This is a genomic window from Streptomyces sp. SAS_270 (assembly GCF_052543295.1).
Genome location: NZ_JBMNDS010000056.1, coordinates 11994 through 31303 on the forward strand (window position 1 = coordinate 11994; position 19310 = coordinate 31303).

Annotated in this window: 20 protein-coding genes and 3 tRNA genes; 17 read left to right on the forward strand and 6 right to left on the reverse strand. The window is 69.1% G+C overall.

The window, feature by feature from the left end:
- Positions 1-125: 125 nt before the first annotated feature.
- The 5 genes from ACN6LB_RS30405 (at position 126) to ACN6LB_RS30425 (ending at position 5316) form a co-directional block, all read left to right on the forward strand.
- Positions 126-1703, forward strand: coding sequence for an NADH-quinone oxidoreductase subunit M (locus ACN6LB_RS30405; protein ID WP_445028673.1), 1578 nt, complete (start codon positions 126-128; stop codon positions 1701-1703).
- Positions 1700-3199 (forward strand): NADH-quinone oxidoreductase subunit N, encoded by a 1500-nt coding sequence (locus tag ACN6LB_RS30410; protein ID WP_445028674.1) that lies wholly within the window; start codon positions 1700-1702, stop codon positions 3197-3199. The genes ACN6LB_RS30405 and ACN6LB_RS30410 overlap by 4 nt, the downstream gene beginning before the upstream one ends.
- A gap of 201 nt (positions 3200-3400) precedes the next feature.
- The gene (htpX, locus tag ACN6LB_RS30415; RefSeq protein WP_356145318.1) at positions 3401-4264 is read left to right on the forward strand and encodes a zinc metalloprotease HtpX; all 864 of its coding nucleotides are present in this window, start codon (positions 3401-3403) and stop codon (positions 4262-4264) included.
- The gene (locus ACN6LB_RS30420; protein ID WP_356145316.1) at positions 4261-4653 is read left to right on the forward strand and encodes a YccF domain-containing protein; all 393 of its coding nucleotides are present in this window, start codon (positions 4261-4263) and stop codon (positions 4651-4653) included. The genes htpX and ACN6LB_RS30420 overlap by 4 nt, the downstream gene beginning before the upstream one ends.
- A 96-nt stretch (positions 4654-4749) precedes the next feature.
- Positions 4750-5316 carry an SMI1/KNR4 family protein gene (locus tag ACN6LB_RS30425; protein ID WP_445028675.1) on the forward strand — a complete coding sequence of 189 codons (567 nt, stop codon included), beginning with the start codon at positions 4750-4752 and terminating at the stop codon, positions 5314-5316.
- A 118-nt stretch (positions 5317-5434) separates the two neighbouring features.
- On the opposite strand, the gene ACN6LB_RS30430 is transcribed toward ACN6LB_RS30425, so the two are convergent.
- Entirely contained in the window at positions 5435-6679 is a 1245-nt protein-coding gene (locus ACN6LB_RS30430) for an APC family permease (protein ID WP_445028676.1), read from the reverse strand.
- A 163-nt stretch (positions 6680-6842) separates the two neighbouring features.
- Between ACN6LB_RS30430 and ACN6LB_RS30435 the strand changes: the two genes are divergently transcribed.
- Positions 6843-7109, forward strand: a complete 267-nt coding sequence (locus tag ACN6LB_RS30435) for a GlsB/YeaQ/YmgE family stress response membrane protein (RefSeq protein WP_356145310.1) — start codon at positions 6843-6845, stop codon at positions 7107-7109.
- Positions 7110-7267: 158 nt separating this feature from the next.
- Here the strand turns inward: ACN6LB_RS30435 and ACN6LB_RS30440 are convergent, their stop codons facing one another.
- Positions 7268-7756 carry a YajQ family cyclic di-GMP-binding protein gene (locus ACN6LB_RS30440; RefSeq protein ID WP_445028677.1) on the reverse strand — a complete coding sequence of 163 codons (489 nt, stop codon included), beginning with the start codon at positions 7754-7756 and terminating at the stop codon, positions 7268-7270.
- Between the two features lie 202 nt (positions 7757-7958).
- Here ACN6LB_RS30440 and ACN6LB_RS30445 point away from each other — a divergent pair.
- Positions 7959-8040, forward strand: a tRNA-Tyr gene (locus tag ACN6LB_RS30445).
- A 390-nt stretch (positions 8041-8430) separates the two neighbouring features.
- On the opposite strand, the gene ACN6LB_RS30450 is transcribed toward ACN6LB_RS30445, so the two are convergent.
- Entirely contained in the window at positions 8431-8655 is a 225-nt protein-coding gene (locus tag ACN6LB_RS30450; RefSeq protein WP_445028678.1) for a hypothetical protein, read from the reverse strand.
- A 433-nt stretch (positions 8656-9088) separates the two neighbouring features.
- Here ACN6LB_RS30450 and ACN6LB_RS30455 point away from each other — a divergent pair, with 433 nt between their 5' ends.
- Positions 9089-10363, forward strand: a complete 1275-nt coding sequence (locus ACN6LB_RS30455) for a hypothetical protein (protein ID WP_445028679.1) — start codon at positions 9089-9091, stop codon at positions 10361-10363.
- Positions 10364-10482: 119 nt separating this feature from the next.
- Positions 10483-10695: a hypothetical protein gene (locus ACN6LB_RS30460; protein WP_445028680.1), complete on the forward strand. Its 213-nt coding sequence runs from the start codon at positions 10483-10485 to the stop codon at positions 10693-10695.
- A gap of 121 nt (positions 10696-10816) precedes the next feature.
- Here the strand turns inward: ACN6LB_RS30460 and ACN6LB_RS30465 are convergent, their stop codons facing one another.
- Together ACN6LB_RS30465 and ACN6LB_RS30470 are read right to left on the reverse strand one after the other, a co-directional pair.
- Positions 10817-11146 (reverse strand): nuclear transport factor 2 family protein, encoded by a 330-nt coding sequence (locus ACN6LB_RS30465; protein ID WP_445028681.1) that lies wholly within the window; start codon positions 11144-11146, stop codon positions 10817-10819.
- Positions 11147-11199: 53 nt separating this feature from the next.
- Entirely contained in the window at positions 11200-11856 is a 657-nt protein-coding gene (locus ACN6LB_RS30470; RefSeq protein ID WP_445028682.1) for an SDR family oxidoreductase, read from the reverse strand.
- A 69-nt stretch (positions 11857-11925) separates the two neighbouring features.
- Between ACN6LB_RS30470 and ACN6LB_RS30475 the strand changes: the two genes are divergently transcribed.
- Entirely contained in the window at positions 11926-13125 is a 1200-nt protein-coding gene (locus tag ACN6LB_RS30475; RefSeq protein ID WP_445028683.1) for a hypothetical protein, read from the forward strand.
- A 267-nt stretch (positions 13126-13392) separates the two neighbouring features.
- Here the strand turns inward: ACN6LB_RS30475 and ACN6LB_RS30480 are convergent, their stop codons facing one another.
- Positions 13393-14649, reverse strand: a complete 1257-nt coding sequence (locus ACN6LB_RS30480) for an amidohydrolase family protein (protein WP_445028684.1) — start codon at positions 14647-14649, stop codon at positions 13393-13395.
- A 718-nt stretch (positions 14650-15367) separates the two neighbouring features.
- Between ACN6LB_RS30480 and ACN6LB_RS30485 the strand changes: the two genes are divergently transcribed.
- The 7 genes from ACN6LB_RS30485 to ACN6LB_RS30515 all read left to right on the forward strand — a co-directional run bounded on the left by ACN6LB_RS30485 (position 15368) and on the right by ACN6LB_RS30515 (position 19275).
- Positions 15368-15440: transfer RNA gene (locus ACN6LB_RS30485), tRNA-Thr, on the forward strand.
- Between the two features lie 46 nt (positions 15441-15486).
- Positions 15487-15559 (forward strand) — tRNA-Met (locus ACN6LB_RS30490).
- A 90-nt stretch (positions 15560-15649) separates the two neighbouring features.
- Complete coding sequence (rpmG, locus tag ACN6LB_RS30495) at positions 15650-15814, forward strand: 50S ribosomal protein L33 (protein ID WP_004571794.1); 165 nt, start codon at positions 15650-15652, stop codon at positions 15812-15814.
- A 157-nt stretch (positions 15815-15971) separates the two neighbouring features.
- Positions 15972-16424 (forward strand): MaoC family dehydratase N-terminal domain-containing protein, encoded by a 453-nt coding sequence (locus tag ACN6LB_RS30500; RefSeq protein WP_356141704.1) that lies wholly within the window; start codon positions 15972-15974, stop codon positions 16422-16424.
- A gap of 1 nt (position 16425) precedes the next feature.
- A complete protein-coding gene (locus ACN6LB_RS30505) occupies positions 16426-16854 on the forward strand; it encodes a MaoC family dehydratase (protein WP_356141706.1) in 429 nt (142 codons plus the stop codon).
- Between the two features lie 244 nt (positions 16855-17098).
- Positions 17099-17668: a TetR/AcrR family transcriptional regulator gene (locus ACN6LB_RS30510; protein ID WP_356149600.1), complete on the forward strand. Its 570-nt coding sequence runs from the start codon at positions 17099-17101 to the stop codon at positions 17666-17668.
- A 101-nt stretch (positions 17669-17769) separates the two neighbouring features.
- Complete coding sequence (locus tag ACN6LB_RS30515; protein ID WP_445028685.1) at positions 17770-19275, forward strand: DHA2 family efflux MFS transporter permease subunit; 1506 nt, start codon at positions 17770-17772, stop codon at positions 19273-19275.
- The last annotated feature ends 35 nt before the right edge of the window (positions 19276-19310 follow it).

Genomic DNA, 19310 nt, shown 5'->3' on the forward strand with positions numbered 1-19310 from the left:
GGCTGGGCGCGGCTGTACGCCGCGCCCAGACCGGCAACGTGCAGACCTATGTGAGCGCGCTGCTCGCCGGCACCGTCGTCCTGGTGGTCGCCGCCCTCCTCGTCGCCACGGGAGCGTGAGCAGGCGTGATCGATATCAACGAGTCCGTGATGCAGATTCTTCTGGCATTCATCGTCGTCGGCCCGCTCATCGGGGCCGCCGCCGCTCTTCTGCCGGCCCCGCCCGGGCTGAAGGGGAAGTCGCCCGAGCAGGCCGTGCTGCGGCACGGCGTGACCGTGACCGGCGCGGTGCTCATCGCCGCGATGGTCCTCGCGCTCGGCTTCGACCACGACCACCCGTCGAAGATGCAGGCCACGACGGACATCAGCTGGATCCCCGCACTCGACGTGCGGATCCACCTCGGCATCGACGGCATTTCCCTCCCCCTTCTGGTCCTGACCGCGCTGCTGACCTTCCTCTGCGCGCTCTACAGCTACTTCAAAATGCCCGCGGGTCCGACCCCGAAGGCCTTCGTCGCCCTGCTGCTCGTCCTTGAGTCCGGCACCCTCGCGACCTTCGCCGTCCTCGACCTGCTGCTGTTCTTCCTCGCGTTCGAGATGGTGCTCATCCCGATGTACTTCCTCATCGCCCGATGGGGCGGTGCGGAACGCCAGGCCGCTGCCTGGAAGTTCATCCTGTACACGCTGCTCGGTTCGGTCGTCATGCTGCTGGGCCTGCTCCTGATCGGAATCAAGTCCGGCACATTTGACATGGTGGCACTCGCCACTGACAACGGTCACGGGCTGACCACATCCGTGCAGGTCATCGCCGTTTTGGCGATCGGAATCGGGCTCGCGGTCAAGACGCCGATGTGGCCGTTGCACAGCTGGCTGCCGGACGCGCACACGGCCGCGCCGACCGTTGGCTCGGTCCTGCTGGCCGGAGTGCTGCTGAAGATGGGTACGTACGGTTTCGTCCGGATTCTGCTGCCGGTCGCGCCCGACGGTCTGCACACCTTCGCGCCCTACCTCGCCGCCTTCGCCGTCGTCGGGATCATCTACGGATCCCTGGCCTGCCTGGCCCTCGCCAAACAGGGTGCGAAGGGTGATCTCAAGCGCCTCATCGCGTACTCCTCCGTCGGCCACATGGGCTTCGTGCTGCTCGGCATCTCGACGATGACCCCGACCGGCGTGAACGGCGCGCTCTTCGCCAACATCGCGCACGGCCTCATCACCGGCCTCCTCTTCTTCCTGGTCGGCGCGCTGAAGGACCGGACCGGCACCACCGACCTCGACACCCTCGCCGAGGAGACCGGCGCCGCCCTCTACGGCAAGGCCCCGCGCCTCGGCGGCCTCATCGCCTTCGGCGCCGTCGCCTCGCTCGGCCTGCCGGGCCTCGCCGGATTCTGGGGCGAGATGCTGGCGCTGTTCGGCGCGTTCAAGCCCGCCGAAGACCTCAGCCGCCCCGCGTTCCTCACGTTCATGGCGATCGCCGCCTTCGGCACGCTGCTCACCGCCGCGTACATGCTCCTCGTCGTCCGCCGTGTCTGTATGGGCGCGACTCCGAAGCCGGACGGCCCGCAGCTCGCCGACGTCCAGAACTACGAGTTCGCCGCCTGGACTCCGCTCGTCGTCCTCACCGTCGTCGCCGGACTCTGGCCGAAGGCCCTCCTCGGCCTCTCCGACCCGGCCGTGCAGCAGCTCCTCGCAGGAGGCACCCGATGAGCTCCCTCGTCCAGTCCGTCGACTGGCTCGCGATCGCGCCGCCCACTCTCACCGCGCTCGTCGGACTCGTCGTGCTCGTCGTCGACCTCTTCCTCGGCGACGACAAGAAGGCGGTACTCGGCTGGGTGTCGGTCGTGGGCCTCGCCGCGTCCGCGCTCCTCCTGCTGCCCCTCCTGGACGGCGACCGCGCCACCTTCTGTCTGACGGGCGACGCAGGCGCGTGCAGTTACACGGCGGACCGCTTCACCCTCGTCATCCAGTTCCTGGTCCTCGGCGGCGCACTTCTTGCGGCCCTGTTGTCGGTGACCGCCCTCAAGGACGCCAACAAGGAACTCCCCGAAGGGGAGTTCTGGTTCCTGCTGCTCTCCTCGGCCGCGGGCGCCGCCCTGCTGCCGGCCTCACGCGACCTCGCGACCCTCATCGTCGCCCTGGAGGTCGCCTCCCTGCCCGCCTTCGCCCTTGTCGGCATCAAGCACGGCGACAAGAAGTCCTCCGAGGCGGCCCTGAAGTTCTTCCTGTCCTCCGTCACCGCGACCGCCGTGAGCCTCATGGGCGTCAGCTTCGTCTACGCGACGACCGGCACCCTCTACCTCACCGAGATCGCGGACAAGATCCAGCACGTCGACGGACAGTTCCACACCCTCGCCCAGGCCGGCGTCGTCCTCACGCTCGTCGGCTTCGCCTTCAAGACGGCCGCCGTGCCCTTCCACTTCTGGGTGCCCGACACCTACGTAGGGGCGCCTCTGCCGATCGCCGCCTACCTGTCGGTCGTCGGCAAGGCGGTCGGCTTCTCCGGGCTGATCCTCGTCACCGTCGTCGCCTTCCCGTCGTACGCGGACGTCTGGGGACCGGCGCTCGCGGCGCTGGCCGCCCTCACCATGACCGTCGGCAACGTCGGCGCCCTGCGGCAGCAGACCACGCGCGCGTACAGCGCGGTACGGCTGCTCGCCTGGTCCTCCGTCGGCCAGGCCGGCTACCTGCTGGTGCCGATCGCCTCCGCCGCCTACTCCAAGGACGGCGAGAAGGCCATCGGCTCCACCGTCGCGTACGCCCTGATGTACGCGGCCGTGAACCTCGGCGCCTTCGCGGTCGCCGCCCTCGTGGGCCGTACGAGGGCGCTGAACCGCATCAGCGACTACCGCGGCCTGTACGCGTCGAACCCCCTGGCCGCCCTGCTCCTCGGCTTCTTCCTGCTCTGTCTCGCCGGGCTGCCGCCGGGCATCATCGGTCTCTTCGCCAAGGTCACCGTCTTCGCGTCCGCTGTCGACGCGGGGCTCGGCTGGCTGGCCGTGGTCATGGCCGTCAACGTCGTGATCGCCCTCTTCTACTACCTCCAGTGGACGACCCTGCTGTTCCGCGCGCCCGAGGGCGAGCCCGAGAAGCACCGGGTGCCGGCCCCACTGACGGCCGCCATCGCGCTGACCGCGGTCCTGGGCGTCGCCCTGTCCGGGGCGCCCCAGCTGATCCTGCGATTCTCGGACACCGGCCTGTTCTGACCCGGCCCGCCCAAAACACCCTCCACGCGCGCGTGGCCCGTCCTGCCCCGTCACCCGGACGGCCCACGCGCGCAGGTGCCCGCACAAGGGAACTAGCGCTCCTCGCCTGGCGTTGACCAGTACGGGAGGGTCCACTGAAGAGTGGAAGCAGAGCATCACCAGGCAAAGGGTTCCCCTGCCGCACCACTTGGAGGGCGTACCGTGCACCGCCGGCACAACGGGCTCAGGACCGCCGTACTCCTCGGGGGACTGTCCGCACTCATCATCGTCATCGGCAGCTTCTTCGGGCGTACCGGACTCGTCGTCGCACTCTTCGTAGCGATCGGCACCAACGCGTACGCGTACTGGAACAGCGACAAAGTGGCTCTACGCGCGATGCGCGCGCGTCCTGTGAGCGAGTTCGAGGCCCCGGCCCTCTACCGGATGGTCCGTGAGCTCTCCACACAGGCCCGCCAACCGATGCCGCGCCTGTACATCTCACCGACGGAGGCGCCGAACGCGTTCGCGACCGGCCGCAACCCTCGCAACGCGGCGGTGTGCTGCACCGAAGGCATCCTGCGCATCCTGGACGAGCGCGAGCTGCGCGGCGTGATCGGCCACGAACTCAGCCACGTCTACAACCGCGACATCCTGATCTCGTCGGTCGCCGGCGCGCTCGCCTCCGTGATCATGTTCCTGGTCAACTTCGCCTGGCTGATCCCGATCGGCCGCTCGAACGACGACGACGGCCCCGGCATCCTGGGCATGCTCATGATCATGATTCTGGGACCGCTCGCCGCATCCCTGATCCAACTCGCCATCAGCCGTTCCAGGGAGTACGAGGCGGATGCGTCCGGCGCGCAACTCACCGGCGACCCCCTCGCCCTGGCGAGCGCGCTGCGCAAACTCGACGCGGGCACCAAGCAATTGCCGCTGCCCCCCGAGCCCCGCATCGAGACCGCGAGCCACATGATGATCGCGAACCCCTTCCGCCCGGGACAGGGAGTGTCGAAGATGTTCTCCACGCACCCGCCGATGGCGGAGCGCATCGCCCGGCTCGAGAAAATGGCAGGTCGCCCTCAGTGAAAACCATCCTGAACGTCATTTGGCTCGTCCTGAGCGGCTTCTGGCTGTTCCTCGGATACCTGGCCGCGGGTGTACTGCTGTGCATCACGATCATCGGCATCCCGTTCGGCATCGCCGCGTTCCGCATCGGGGTCTACGCCCTGTGGCCCTTCGGCTATACGACGGTCGAGCGCCGTGACGCCGGCGCCCCTTCCTGCATCGGCAACGTGCTGTGGCTGATCCTCGCGGGCTGGTGGCTGGCCATCGCCCACATCGTCACCGGATTCCTCCTGTGCATCACGATCATCGGCATCCCGTTCGGCATCGCCAACTTCAAGCTGATCCCGGTCTCGCTGCTGCCCCTCGGCCGCGAAATCGTCCGCACGGACCAGCCGTTCGCCGGCCGCTAGCGCGGCGACCGGGGCGCGGCACACGACGTACGCCATGGCGGCACAGGGTTATCCACAGGCTGCCCGATTGTCAGTGCCGCGCTGCATCATGAATCCATGACCGAGATCGAGCAGTTGCTGGACAGGGTGACAGTCGAGGCCCGCAACACCCGCCCGTGGGGCTGGCCTTCACTGCCCGAGCCCGTGGAGGCCACCGCGCTCGCCCGCGCCGAGGCCGTGCTCGGGTTCGCCCTGCCGCCGCTGCTCGCCTCGCTGTACCTGCGTATAGGGGACGGCGGATTCGGCCCGGAGTACGGCCTGCTGCCCTTGCTCGACAGCCACCCGTCGGGCGAGCCCGCCGCGGTCCCGCAGTACCTCGCCAACCGCAAGAGCGGCCGCAAGGACCCCGACTGGCCCTGGCCGGAGGGCGTCCTGCCGATATCCCACTGGGGCTGCGGCATGTACGCGTGCGTGGACTGCCGCAGCCCGGAGGCCACAGTCCTGCTCTTCGAGCCGAACGCCGCCGAGGCCGACAACGCCTGGTATGTGGACGCCCCGGCCCTCGCGGACTGGCTGCACACCTGGCTCGACGGCACGGGCTGGTACGAGGAGTCCAACGACGAGACGGACATGGCCCCTTGGCCCGACTTCCGGATACGCACGGCAGCGGCACCGACGCTCTAGCTGCCGCTGCCGCTGCCGCTGCCGCTGCCGCTGCCGCTGCCGCTGCCGCTGCCGCTGGCCGCTGGCCGCTGGCGGATGTCCGGGCCTCTGGCCCCGACATCCGTCCCGCCCCTGACGCCTACCGCCCGGACGCCCACTTCCGTACGCCGTACGCCGCCGCCCCCACCGTCAGCGCAGCCGCGCCCACGGCCACCGACACGCCGGGCAGCGCGAATGCCAGGACCACGCAACCGATGAGCCCCACGACCGGCACGACCCGCGACACCCACGTCGAACTTAGCGTCCATGCGGACGCGTTGGCCACTGCGTAGTACGCCAGCACACCGAAGGAGGAGAAGCCGATCGCACCCCGCACATCCACCGTCGCGGCCAGCACGGCGACCACCGCACCCACGGCCAGCTCTGCCCGGTGCGGCACTTTGAACCGCGGATGCACGGCGGCCAGGGCGCCCGGCAGATGACGGTCCCGGGCCATGGCCAGCGTCGTGCGCGAGACACCCAGGATCAGGGCGAGGAGCGAGCCGAGCGCGGCCACGGCAGCACCCACCCGAACCACCGGCACGAGCCCAGGCGCATCTGCTGCCCGCACCGCGTCGGCCAGCGGAGCGGCCGCGTGCCCGAGCCCACCCGACCCCAGCACGGAAAGGACGGCCACCGCCACACCCGCGTACACCACAAGCGCGATGCCCAAGGCCAAGGGGATCGCGCGGGGAATGGTGCGCGCCGGATCCCGTACCTCCTCACCGAGGGTCGCGATCCGCGCGTACCCGGCGAACGCGAAGAACAGCAGACCGGCTGCCTGAAGCACCCCGCTCGCGCCGCCTGAGAGCCCGACGTCCAACCTGCTCGCATCGGCGGCGCCGGAGCCGAGACACACGATCACCACGGAAGCGAGGACCGCGAAGACCGACGCCACGATCGCCCGCGTCAGCCAAGCCGACTTCTGGACGCCGCCGTAGTTCACCGCGGTCAGTGCCACCACGGCCCCGACCGCCACCGCGTGCGCCTGCCCCGGCCAGACGTACGCCCCCACGGTGAGCGCCATGGCCGCACAGGAAGCGGTCTTCCCGACGACGAACGACCAGCCTGCCAGGTAGCCCCAGAAGTCGCCGAGCCGCTCGCGCCCGTAGACGTAGGTGCCACCCGAGGCGGGGTACATCGCGGCCAGCCGCGCCGAGGACATGGCATTGCAGTAGGCGACCACGGCGGCGACGGCGAGGCTCAGGAACAGCCCCGACCCGGCTGCCCGCGCCGCGGGTCCCAGGGCTGCGAAGATTCCGGCACCCACCATCGACCCGAGACCGATGACAACCGCGTCCCTGACCCCGAGCGTCCGCCGCAACTCCGCACCGGCCTGTGTCATGAACCGCACCCTACTGATCAGTGCAACCGGACGCCGTCGCAGAGGCGTCCTCCCCGGCGACGAGACAACAACACCGGCACAACCAGCGGTAAGAGCGCATGAACACAGCCGGGCCGGAGCATGAGCACAGCACGGGCACAGCGCGGAGAGGCAGGTTCACGGCATGGGCATCATCAGCTGGATCATTCTGGGGCTGTTGGCCGGAGCCATCGCCAAGTTCCTGCTGCCGGGGCGCGACCCGGGTGGCTTCATAGGGACGACCCTCATCGGGGTCGCGGGCGCCTTCATCGGGGGCTGGATATCCGCCCGCTGGCTGGACCACCCGGTCAGCAAGCACTTCTACGACGGCGCCACCTGGGCATCCGCGATCGGCGGCTCGCTCGTGCTGCTGATCGCCTACCGCATCCTGTTCGGCGACTCGCGCCGTTGAGCGCATACCTCTGAGACCGCAGCCAGCAGGCGAGAAGGGTGGGCACCCAGGTGCCCACCCTTCTCGGTACGCGGTCCACTGTTGTGCGCCCCATGGCGGCGCGCACAACGAACGGAAGAACCGATGGCTGCCGGTACCGGTACCGGCAGCCATCGGTCCTACCGGTAGTTCACGTACTGCAGAGCGAAGTCGAAGTCCTTGCCCTTGAGGAGTGCCTGCACGGCCTGAAGGTCGTCGCGGCTCTTCGAGCTGACGCGCAGCTCTTCGCCCTGCACCTGAGCCTTCACGCCCTTCGGGCCCTCATCGCGGATGATCTTCGCCACCTTCTTCGCGTTGTCCTGGGAGATGCCCTCCTCGATCGTCGCGAAGATCTTGTACTCCTTGCCGGAGAGCTGCGGCTCCCCGGCGTCCAGCGCCTTCAGCGAGATACCGCGCTTGACGAGCTTGGTCTCGAACACATCGAGGATGGCCTTGACCCTTTCCTCGGAGTTCGCCTCCATGAGGATCTTCTCGCCGGACCAGGAGATGGAAGCGCCGACGTTCTTGAAGTCGTAGCGCTGGGAGATCTCCTTGGCGGCCTGGTTGAGGGCGTTGTCGACCTCCTGCCGCTCGACCTTCGAGACGATGTCGAAACTGGAGTCGGCCATGTCCTGTGGCTCCTTGTATCGGGGTGCGTAGGGGCGGCCCTCGGGCCGGACGTCGGTCCCGGGCCGCATCCGCATAAGCCTAGCCACCCCCTCCACTCCGAGCGCAGATCAATCGGGTGGCGAAGCACCCCCAGGCATCGGGTATCGTTTACGTCGTTGCCACAGAGCGCCGCCGCAAAGCGGTTCGAAGGGCAGCAACCCCGGCGGTGTGCCCGAGCGGCCAAAGGGAGCAGACTGTAAATCTGCCGGCTCAGCCTACCCAGGTTCGAACCCTGGCGCCGCCACATGTAGGTAGACCCTCTCCGAACTGCGGAAACGCGGAACGGAGGGGGTCTCTTTGTGTTCCGGGACGATCTTTCGGGTGGAATCGAAAGAGGATGACGTGCCTCATTTTGTTACGCGTGGGTCCCGGGGACGGTCAGGGTTTTCGGGCCATACGCGTGCCAACGCTGGACGCTGGCCGTCCGAGCAGACACCGTCTTCGGCCGCGAGCCTGTGACCTCCGTGCTCGTGTGGATGAGATGCGGACACCGTTGGGCGGGCGCACGCTGAGGGCATGAAGGCCGGTGATCCAGCAGGGCCTCCGGAAGGTCCCCTGCGGCGAGAGCAGCGGTGGGGCGGGCGTTCTCTTGGTCGCGCCGTTGGGGGCTGGGTAGAGGCGCCCTGGCTCTCCGTTACTTGTCCGCTCGGTAGAGCTTGATTTCCTTGTTGACGAAGAGGTGGACGTAGCCGCATCGCCAGCAGATCAAGCCGGTGGCGTTCTCGTCGGCCCATGCCAGCTTCATGAACTCCATGCCGGTGCTGTTGAGCAGGACGTTCCGCTCTCGGAACAGGTCTCCTCGGCAGACCTGGCAGTTGAGCCAGATTTCGCCCAGTGCTGCACGTACCGGCTTCGCCATCGAGTCAACGCCCCCGCCCTCGCCGTTCGTAGTCGAAGTGAACCTATGTCTCCGGCATGCGCATGGCTGATGGCTTTGAGCAAGATCAGAGGTTGGGTCTGATACGGGGTTGGGCGTCTCGAATTCGATGGGGGTCAGTCGGCCGAGGGATGCTTGTGTAAGCGTAGATCGGAGGAGTTTCTGCTTGTTTGGGGTGTTTTTGTGGGTGGGTCCCCAGCTTCGGGGAATCGCCTGCCGGGTGGGGCGGACGGTGGCGGGGCTGACCGCGGGGTGGGTGCTGTTGTGAACGCGGGGCGGGGTTTTTGTTGGGATGGCGTGGATCCTGTGGCCATTGGCGAACGCCGTGCAACCTTTCGCCGAACGCGGGGGTCTTGCCCCCGCAAGACCCGCAGGACTCCGTCCGTTTCCCCGGTGTTCACAGAGGATCTCCTCCATGTCTTTCTCACTGTCCGGCCTTCGCGCCTCCCGCACCGCTGTCGGCGCGCTGAGCGCCGCCGCCCTGCTCGCGCTCGGCGCGGCGCCCGCTGCGGTGGCCGACGACACCGTGCCCGATCTGTTTCTCGGGGACATCGCCCCGATCGACGGGGTGAAGCCGGGCAGCAGTTTCGACGTGCCGGTCACGGTCACGAACAAGGGACTGAAGGCCGTGGACAAGGCCTGGGTCTTCTATTCCGTCACTCGGGGGCTCGACTTCGCGGCCCTTCCGTCCAACTGCGCTGCTCACCATGTCGTTTCGTACGACGAGATGACCGAGAAGTCGAACGTCGTGTGCGAGTTCGACCAGACGCTTGAGCCCGAGGTCGGCTACGTCCTGGAGAAGCCGCTCGCGGTCAAGGCCCTGGACCGCGCGCTCAGCGACAACCTGCGCGTGAGCGTGTGGAGCTACGACCCTCCGCTGGACGACGCCGCCACGAAGCCCGTGCAGGGGACTGCGCCCGCGGTGAAGCTGGTCGAGCGGTCCGGCGAGAGCGACGTCGTCGACGGCCCCGTCGAGGTGCCGGTCACCTCCGACAACACGGCCGACTTCAAGGTCGCGGGCGCCCATCTGAAGGGGAGCGTCGGTGACACGGTCACCATGGACGTGAACTTCACCAACGCCGGGCCCGCCTGGGTGCTGCGTCCGGAGGCGAAGCCGCCCCTGCGTGTCGCCGTCAAGATTCCCGCCGGAATGTCGGTCGTGAAGACGGACGGTTTCTGCAGCGCCAAGGCCGGCTCCGGGCCCGGGGTCTACAGCTGTGGCACCGCTCAGCGCTGGGTGGACGAGGGCCTGGTCACCGGGTACACCTTCAAGTTGAAGATCAACAAGAAGGTCGCGGGCGCCAAGGGCTCGATCGCGCTCCCCGACGAGTCACGGCCGTTCGACGTGAACAAGGCGAACGACAAGGCCGACATCACCCTCGACGTGACAGGCAGCGGCTCGACCGGCGGGTCCACCACGGGCGGTTCCGGTACCGGAGGCTCCTCGTCCAGCGGCGGTTCCACCGGCGGTTCCACGGGCGGCTCGTCGTCCACCGGCGGCTCGGGTTCCGCCTCGACCGGTGGCTCCGCGTCGACCGGCGGTACGGGCTCGACGACCACCGGGGGCGACCTGGCCTCAACCGGCTCCGGCCCGGCCCTCCCGCTCGCGGGCGCGGCAGCCGCCGCCGTCGCGGCAGGCGCGGCCACCGTCCTCGTCGTACGCCGTCGCCGTGCCCAGAGCCGCGTCTGACCCACAGGTGCTCCGCGCACGCCCGTCCAGAGGGGCTCTGCACGCGACCGTCCACACCTGCTCCACGCCCGCCCGAGTGTGCCCGGTACGGCTCCCGCCTTACCGGGCACACTGATCCCATGTCATCCCGCCGCCGCAACTGCCCCGAGTGCCGCCGTGAGATCGCCGTCGTCGCGGGACGGTTCGCCCGGCACGACCCACCGGGTCTGCGGGGGAGCGGCGAGCTGGTCTCCTGCCCAGGGTCGCGCCGACAGGCACAGCTCGGCGCGGCCCAGTCGGCCCTGGACGGGTACGTCGTGCCCGAATGCCCCGGGCAGCTCCCGCTGTTCTGACCCTGGCAAGCAGAAGCAGAAGCAGAAGCAGAAGCAGAAGCAGAAGCAGAAGCAGAAGCAGAAGCAGAAGCAGAAGCAGAAGGCTTGGGGGCAACCGCAATCGCACCCCCAACCGGGCCCGTCAGAGCTGCCGTACGTCCATACGGCTCACCAGGCCGTCCCCGCCGAACGAGTACACGTGCTCCACCGTCCCGTCCGCCCACTCCTCGCCCGTCGCGGTCCGCTGCCCCGGCCGGACGGTGGCGACGACTCGCGTGCCGTCCGTGTCGAGGCTCAGCCCCTCCAGCCGTACCAGCGGATGTCCGGCCGCGAACTGCCGGGCCCAGTAGGCGCGGACCTCCTCGTGGCCGTGCAGACGGATGCTGTCGAGGACGTTCGGCCAGTCCACTTCCGGGGACAGGCAGTGCGGGACGAAGGTGTCACGTCGGTCGGTGGAGAAGACCTCGTACATCCTCCGCAGCAGAGCTTCCTGGGCGGCCGGAACCTCGTCGGCCGCGGCCCCGCTCAGTTCCCCGCCACCGATTTGACCGCCACCGAGACCGGCGCCGATCCGCTGACCAGCTCCAGCGTCAGCCCGGCCGTCGCCGGAGTGTCCAGCAGTTCCGCCAGGACCGCCGCGACATCGTCCCGGGGGATCGTGCCGCGCCCGGTGGACGCCTCCAGGCGTACGAGACCGGTGCCGGCGTCGTCGAGCAGGCCGCCGGGGCGCAGGATCGTCCAGTCCAGTGCCGTACGACCGCGTACGTACGCGTCGGCCTCGCCCTTGGCGCGCAGATAGATGTCGAAGACGCCGTCGCCCGGGTGCGCAGGGTCCGCACCCATCGAGGACACCACCACATACCGTCGTACGCCCGCACGCTCGGCCGCCTCCGTGAAGAGGACGGCCGCGCCGCGGTCCACGGTGTCCTTGCGGGCCGTGCCGCTGCCCGGGCCCGCGCCCGCCGCGAAGACGGCCGCGTCCGCGCCCTGCAGATGGGCGGCGACCTCCTCCACCGACGCCGACTCCAGATCGCACAGGACCGGCTCGGCGCCGGCCGCCCGCAGATCGTCGCCCTGCTCGGAACGGCGGATGATCCCCGCGACCTCGTCACCGCGCGCGGAGAGCAGCCGCTCCAGCCGCAGCGCGATCTGACCATGACCTCCAGCGATGACAATGCGCATGTTTCCGACCGTACGCCCGACCGGACCCAATCGCCGCACAACCCTGTGGACAACTCATGGGTCACATGAATGATCACACGATCGCATGAGTGCGGGGAGCGCTGCAGTGCGCCGACATGCACCATCTGCACGGCGCCCCCTGGCGTCCTGAGCGGCGTCCTGAGAGACACCCTTGAGGAGACCGTCATCACTGCCATACGCAAGACCGTCATCGCGACCGGCTGTGCCGTCGTCCTGCTCACCACGGCGGCCGCCTGCGGCACGGTCGAGAACCTCACGGCGGGACAGAAGGTGGACCACGCCGTGGATCGGCTCGGTGAACAGAAGTCGCTCGCCTTCGCCCTGAGCCTGGACGCCGACCCTGATGCCCTCACGTCGCTCATGGGCGAGGCGGGCTCCGACGAGGAACTGCCCCCGGAGTTCGCGAAGGTGCTCACCGGGCTGAGCATCGATGTGTCCGTCAAGTCGAAGAAGGCGTTGGCGGATTCCGGCGAGAAGGACCTCGTCGGGACGAGCGTCAGGATCGCGGGATCCGAGGGCCTCATGGCCGAGTACCGGGTCGTCGGCGGCTCCACGTACTACCGCGCCGACATGAAGGCCTTCGGCAAGGTGATGGGCGTCCCCATGCCGTCGGCCGACGAACTTCCGGAGAGTGAGAAGGAGTTCAGGGCTGTCCTCGAAGGGGACTGGGTCAAGGTCGACAACGGCGACCTGAAGAAGGCCGCGGAAAAGTCCGCCGCGGGAGCGGCGGACTCCGACAACGCCCAGGCGTCCGGAGGTTCCGGCGGGTCCAGCGGCTCCGGGGAGGACGCGATCGACGCCAAGACCCAGCAGAAGATCCTCAAGGCCGTGCGCGGTGTCGTCGCCCACAAGGTCACCTTTAGCAACAAGGGAGGCAAGGACGGCACCGAACGGATCGTCGCCAAGGCCAACTTCCGCGACCTGCTCACCGGCCTCTTCGACAAGCTCAGGCCGCTGGAGAGCGACCTGCCGCCGGGCGCCGAACTCCCCACGGCCAAGGACCTGAAGGACGCCCCGAACAAGAAGGTCGCGGTCGACTTCACGCTGAAGAACGGCGACCTGACCCGGGTCAAGGTGGACCTCGCCGTCCTCGCGGACGACCCGAAGGCGGCCGAGCTGCCCCTGGTCCTGAGGTTCGACAAGGCGGGCGATGTCAGCGCCCCGTCCGGCGCCACCGAGATTCCCGCGGACAAGGTCACGGGGCCGAACAGCCCGCTCGGCAGCGTTCTTGGAGGCGGCGTCCTCTGAGCTGCCCAGGTGCCGTGAACGGCGGGTACGCGCGAGCGGCCTGGAGCCTTCCCGCTGCACTCGCCGCTCGGTGCGTAGGACGGTGGCTACGCGCGCGTGGACCGCAAAAGCGCTCCACGCGCGCGTAGCCACCCACAGTTGCGCCACCACCCACGGTTACGCCCGCCACTCGCGGTTGCGCCTCGCCACCCACCACCCCGGGCGCTCGCTGATCGGTACGCCCCAGGCACCACGCCCCAGGCACGCCGCAGATACGCCGCGTGCCGCCTACGACGACTCCACCCGCCCCTGCCGCGGCAGATCCAGCGCCGACCCCGCGGCCGAGCTGCAGTACTCGCGCACCGCACTCGTGCGTGCCACAACCCGCCCCCGGTGGACGACGATCCGGCTGTACGCGAGCGACAGCGCACCCGCGAGCCGGTCCCCGCGCACGGCGAGCAACTCGGCGGGAAACCCGGCTTCCACCCGCACCTCGGGCAGCCCGAGAGCGGCCCGCGCGGCGGAACTCACCATGTCGTACGCGTCGTCGGGGCGCAGCCCGTAGCGCGAGGCCAGCAGGTACGCCGCCTCCAGCGGATCCCCGCGTCCCACTGGGTTCGCCACGTCGCGCACGGCACCGCTGCCCGCGGCGACCAGGACCCCGGCCGCTCGCAGCAGCCGTACCGGAGCCGTTCCGCGCCCGTCGACGCCCCCGCACCCGCCCTGGGGCAGGCAGACGACGCTCACCCCGGCCGCGGCGAGCCGGTCCGCGACCCGCGACGCCGCCTCGGCGGGCAGGCGGCCGAGCCCACCGCACGGGCCGAGCGTCACTCCGGGGCGCAGCCCGCCCGCCATCGCCGCGAGCCGCCCGAGACGGGCGGGGTCGTGACCGTCCGTGTGCAGGTCGACGGCGCAACCGTGTTCGGAGGCCAGTTCGAGGACGGCCTCCGTGTAGCCCGTCGGGTCGGGGTCTACGTCCGGACAGCCGCCCACCACGGAGGCACCCATTTTCACCGCGTCCCGGAGCATCGCGAGTCCGTCCGCCCCTGCGACTCCCGTCAGGACCCGGGGCATGGCCACCGTCGTCAGCTCGGCGAGACCGCGCAGCGATCGCCGGACCTGGAGCACCGCCGCGAGCGCGTCGAGTCCCTGTACGTCACCGACGTGCACGTGCGAGCGCAACGCGGTTGCCCCGTGGCCGAGTTGCAGCAGTGCGGCCTCGGTGGCCCGGCGCTGGACCTCCTGGGCGTCGTACGAGAGGGGACCGTCGCCGTCGGCCGAGAGGGCCGTGTCGCTGTGGGCGTGCGGCTCGACAGGGGCCGGCAGGAGCAGATAGCCGCTGAGGTCCACACGCGTGCCGGGTTCTTCCGGGACGCCGGCCCCGGAGGACGCCAGGCTTCCGGCGGTGCCGACCGCCTCGATGCGTCCGCCGCCCAGCCGCACATCCACGGTCCGGCCGTCGGTGAGCCGCGCTCCACAGAGCAGAAGGGCGGCCGTGTCGGTCTGTCCCGAGGAGGGGGACGGCTGCGGCTGACTGTCGGGCATCGCGCTCCTGGGGCTCGGGGGCGGCTGCTGGCAGGGCGTCTGCGGGGCGTGCGGAGAGCGGGACGGAGGGATGGCGGCACGGCAGGACCTGAGAGGAACGTGGCACAAGATCACGCAGCGTGGGTCGAGCCTAGGACGGCGATCCGTCTGCGGCGGGGAGGAGCGAAATAGTCGTACCGGCGAGGTCAGGCGGCGTCAGACTGCTGTACGGAGGCGTGAGACGCGCGGCCGTACGGGGGCGTGAAACACGCGCTGTACGGAGGCACGAAACGCGCGGCTGTGCGGAGGCACGAAACGCGCGGCTGTGCGGAGGCACGAAACGCGCGGCTGTGCGGAGGACCGACCGCCCGCCCGTACGCAGTCACGGAACGCGAGGCCCGCACAGGCAACACCCCAGCGCAGCCACGGACACAGGCACCCCACCGCGGCCGTCCCCAAGGCACCCCGCCTCGGCCGGACACAAGCACCCCACCGCGGCCCTGCCCAGGCGCCCAACCTCGACCGGACACAGGCACCCCACCTCGACCATGCCCAGACACCCGCGCGCACAGCGCGGCGACCCCCGCCACCCGGTCGCGCACGGCCATGATTCCTGTGTGATTCCTGGTGCGTGAGGGGCTGTTGGAGCGCCCGGAGAACGGCGGGGAACAGGTCGGGGCGGGTGGCACGAAACGGATTTGGGCGATCGGCGGCCGAGCGTGTAATGTCTTCATCGCTCGCCCCAATAGCTCAGTCGGTAGAGCGTCTCCATGGTAAGGAGAAGGTCTACGGTTCGATTCCGTATTGGGGCTCTGGTGTGGGAGGTTCCCGTCGCAAGGCGGGGGCCGATCGCATCAAAGCGGTGTAGCTCAGTCGGTAGAGCAAGCGGCTCATAATCGCTGTGTCACCGGTTCAAGTCCGGTCACCGCTACTGACAGTAGCCGATTGTGGGGTCGGTCCTTCGATCGGCTACTCTTTTATGCGTTAAACCTGTCCCATCCGTTCGTCAAGGAGCACTCCTGTGGCTGCCACCGACGTCCGCCCGAAGATCACGCTGGCCTGCGTGGAGTGCAAGGAGCGGAACTACATCACCAAGAAGAACCGGCGTAACGACCCGGACCGACTGGAGATGAAGAAGCACTGCCCGCGTTGCAACGCGCACACCGCGCACCGCGAAACGCGATAAATCAGGCTCGTACGCGAGGCCGTCCCCTTAGCGGGGGGCGGCCTCGCGTCGTTGGAGCCCCTGCTCTGTTCTGTGTCACGTTCTGTGCTGTCCGGCGTCCGTTGGGCCGGCTGCGCGAGTCGGGACATCAGCGAAGACAACCAGGAGGTGCCGAGCCATGGCGCTCGACCAGTCCTTCGTCGGGCGGTCCTACCCGCCCACCGACCCCTACGAGGTCGGCCGGGAGAAGATCCGCGAGTTCGCCGAGGCCGTGGGGGACACCAACCCCGCGTACACCGACCCGGAGGCCGCCAAGGCGCTCGGGTACGCCGATGTGATCGCCCCGCCCACCTTTGTGTTCGCGATCACGTTCAAGGCGGCCGGCCAGGTCGTCCAGGATCCTCAGCTGGGCCTGGACTACAACCGGGTGGTGCACGGCGACCAGAAGTTCGCCTACTCCCGGCCGGTGCGCGCGGGCGACCGCCTCACGGTCACCTCGACCATCGAGGCGATCAAGTCCATGGCGGGCAACGACATCCTGGACGTCCGCGGCGAGGTCCACGACGAGGCCGGCGAGCATGTCGTGACTGCCGTCACCAAGCTCGTGGCGCGCGGGGCGGAGGAGGCCTGACATGGCGGCGAAGATCTCTTACACGGACGTCGAGGTCGGCACCGAACTGCCCGCCCAGACCTTCCCCGTGACCCGGGCCACGCTCGTCCAGTACGCGGGCGCCTCCGGGGACTTCAACCCGATCCACTGGAACGAGAAGTTCGCGGTCGAGGTCGGCCTTCCCGACGTCATCGCGCACGGCATGTTCACCATGGCCGAGGCGATCCGGGTCGTCACCGACTGGGTCGGCGACCCCGGCGCGGTCATCGAGTACGGCGTCCGCTTCACCAAGCCCGTCGTGGTCCCGAACGACGACCAGGGCGCGACCGTCGAGGTCAGCGCCAAGGTCGCCGCCAAGCTCGACGACAACACCGTGCGCGTCGACCTCGTCGCGATGAGCGCGGGCCAGAAGGTCCTGGGCATGTCACGAGCGGTCGTACGACTCGCCTGAGAACCGTGACCTGCAGTCTGCGAACAGCCTGCGACCTTCAGTCGGCCAGCAGTCCCTGCTCTCCGATCTCTGAATCTGTGCAGGTAAGGGGCGCTCGCCATAGCGAGCGCCCCTTACCCATACCGCCTTCGTACCGCCGCCGTACGTCCTCGTACCGCCTTCGCGCCGCCGTCGTACGCCCTCGTACCGCCGCTCCGAGACGCCCCCCTTGACGTAGTTAGTGATTGAGTACTAACTTACTCGCATGGTCAGGATGAGCGCAGAAGAGAGGCGTGAAAGCGTCATTCGTGCGGCGATGAGCGAGTTCGCCCTCGGTGGCTTCTACGGGACGTCCACCGAGGCGATCGCCAAGCGCGTCGGTGTCTCGCAGCCGTACCTCTTCAGGCTCTTCCCTGGCAAGAAGGCGATCTTCCTCGCGGCGTCCGAGCGCTGCGTGGAGGAGACCATCCGCACGTTCGTGGATGCCGCCGAGGGGCTGGAGGGCGAAGAGGCCCTGCATGCCATGGCGAACGCGTACACCAAGGTCATCGCGGAACGGCCCGAGCAGCTGATGATGCAGATGCAGATGTACGTGGCGGTGGGCGCCGCCGAGCAGATGGGCGAACACGAGTTCGGCGAGGCGGTGCGGGCGGGCTGGATGCGGCTGTGGGACGCCGTTCATCTGCCGCTCGGTGCCGACATCGACGGAACGACGACCTTCATGGCGTACGGGATGCTCATCAACTGCCTGGTGGCCATGGGTTTCCCGCCCGAGCACCGGGTGTGGGAAGGCCTCTACCCGTCGGCGCGGATCAAGGGCCGGCTGGAGAAGTAGGGGAAGCGGAAGAGGTAAGGGCGTTTTCAGCGCCTTTTCATGATCATCAAAGTTAGTCAGCAATAACTAACCAATCCTGATGGCCACTCTCTGGGGGAGCGATGTCACAGCAGTCCGAACAGGGCATATCGAGCGATCGGACCGAAAGGCCCGACGGGACCGAACAGACCGCACGCCGCGGAGGCGTCGTCTGGGCCCTCGTCATCACCAGCGTCGCCGGCTTCATGGCGGCCCTCGACAACCTCGTCGTCACCACCGCGCTGCCCTCCATCCGCAAGGACCTCGGGGGAGCGCTGGACGACCTGGAGTGGACGGTGAGTGCCTACACGCTCACCTTCGCCGTACTGCTGATGTTCGGCGCTGCGCTCGGCGACCGGTTCGGCCGCCGTCGGCTGTTCCTCGCCGGACTCACTGTCTTCACCGGCGCTTCCGCCGCCGCGGCCATGGCGCCCGGCATCGACTCGCTGATCGCCGCCCGCGCGGTGCAGGGTGTCGGTGCGGCGATCATGATGCCGTTGACGCTCACCCTGCTGACGGCCGCGGTTCCCGCCGCCAAGCGCGGGATGGCGTACGGGATATGGGGAGCCGTGAACGGCCTCGCGGTCGCCTCCGGGCCCCTGATCGGCGGCAGTCTCACCGAACACGTGTCCTGGCACTGGATCTTCTGGCTGAACGTTCCGCTCGGCCTGGCCCTGCTGCCCCTGGCCCGCCTGCGCCTCGCCGAGTCGCACGGCACCGGCGCCCCGCTCGACATCCCCGGCACCCTGCTCGCCAGCGGCGGCCTCTTCGGGATCGTCTACGGCCTGGTCCGCGGGCCCGCCGACGGCTGGACCAGCTCCCTCGTCCTGACCGGCCTCGTCGCGGGCGCCGCGCTGCTCGCAGGCTTCGTCATCCACGGCATCCGCGCCAAGAACCCCATGCTCCCGATGCGGCTGTTCCGCTCCCGCGCCTTCGCCGGCATCAACGCGGCGAGCCTGCTGATGTTCCTCGGGATGTTCGGGTCGATCTTCCTGCTCAGCCAGTACATGCAGGGCGTCCTCGGCTACTCGCCCACCGAGGCGGGGCTGCGGATGCTGCCCTGGACCGGTATGCCGATGCTCGTCGCGCCGATCGCCGGCATCCTCTCCGACCGGATCGGGGGCCGTCCGGTCGTCGCCGCCGGTCTGTTCTTCCAGGCGGCAGGTCTCGGTTACATGGCCTCCGTGGTCACGGTCGACGCCTCGTACGCCGTGCAGCTGCCCGGCCTGATCCTCAGCGGCATCGGCATGGCGCTGTTCTTCGCCCCCGCAGCCAACCTGGTCATGTCCAGCGTCCTGCCGCAGGAGCAGGGCATCGCCTCCGGCGCGAACAACGCTCTCCGCGAGGTCGGCGGCGCGCTCGGCATCGCGGTGATGTCCTCGATCTTCTCCGCGCAGGGCGGCTACGACTCCGCGCAGAACTTCGTGGACGGCCTGCAGCCGGCGCTCGTGGTGGGCGCCGCGGTGGTGGCCCTGGCAGGGATCGCGGCCCTGGTCATCCCGGCGAGGCGGCGCGCGGCAGAGACAGCTGCGGACGCGGAGCCCGGCGCCTCCACCCCGGCGCCCGCCCTCGAAACCGTCTCGCACTGAACGCCGCGATTACGGTCTCGCGCCGAACGTCGCCG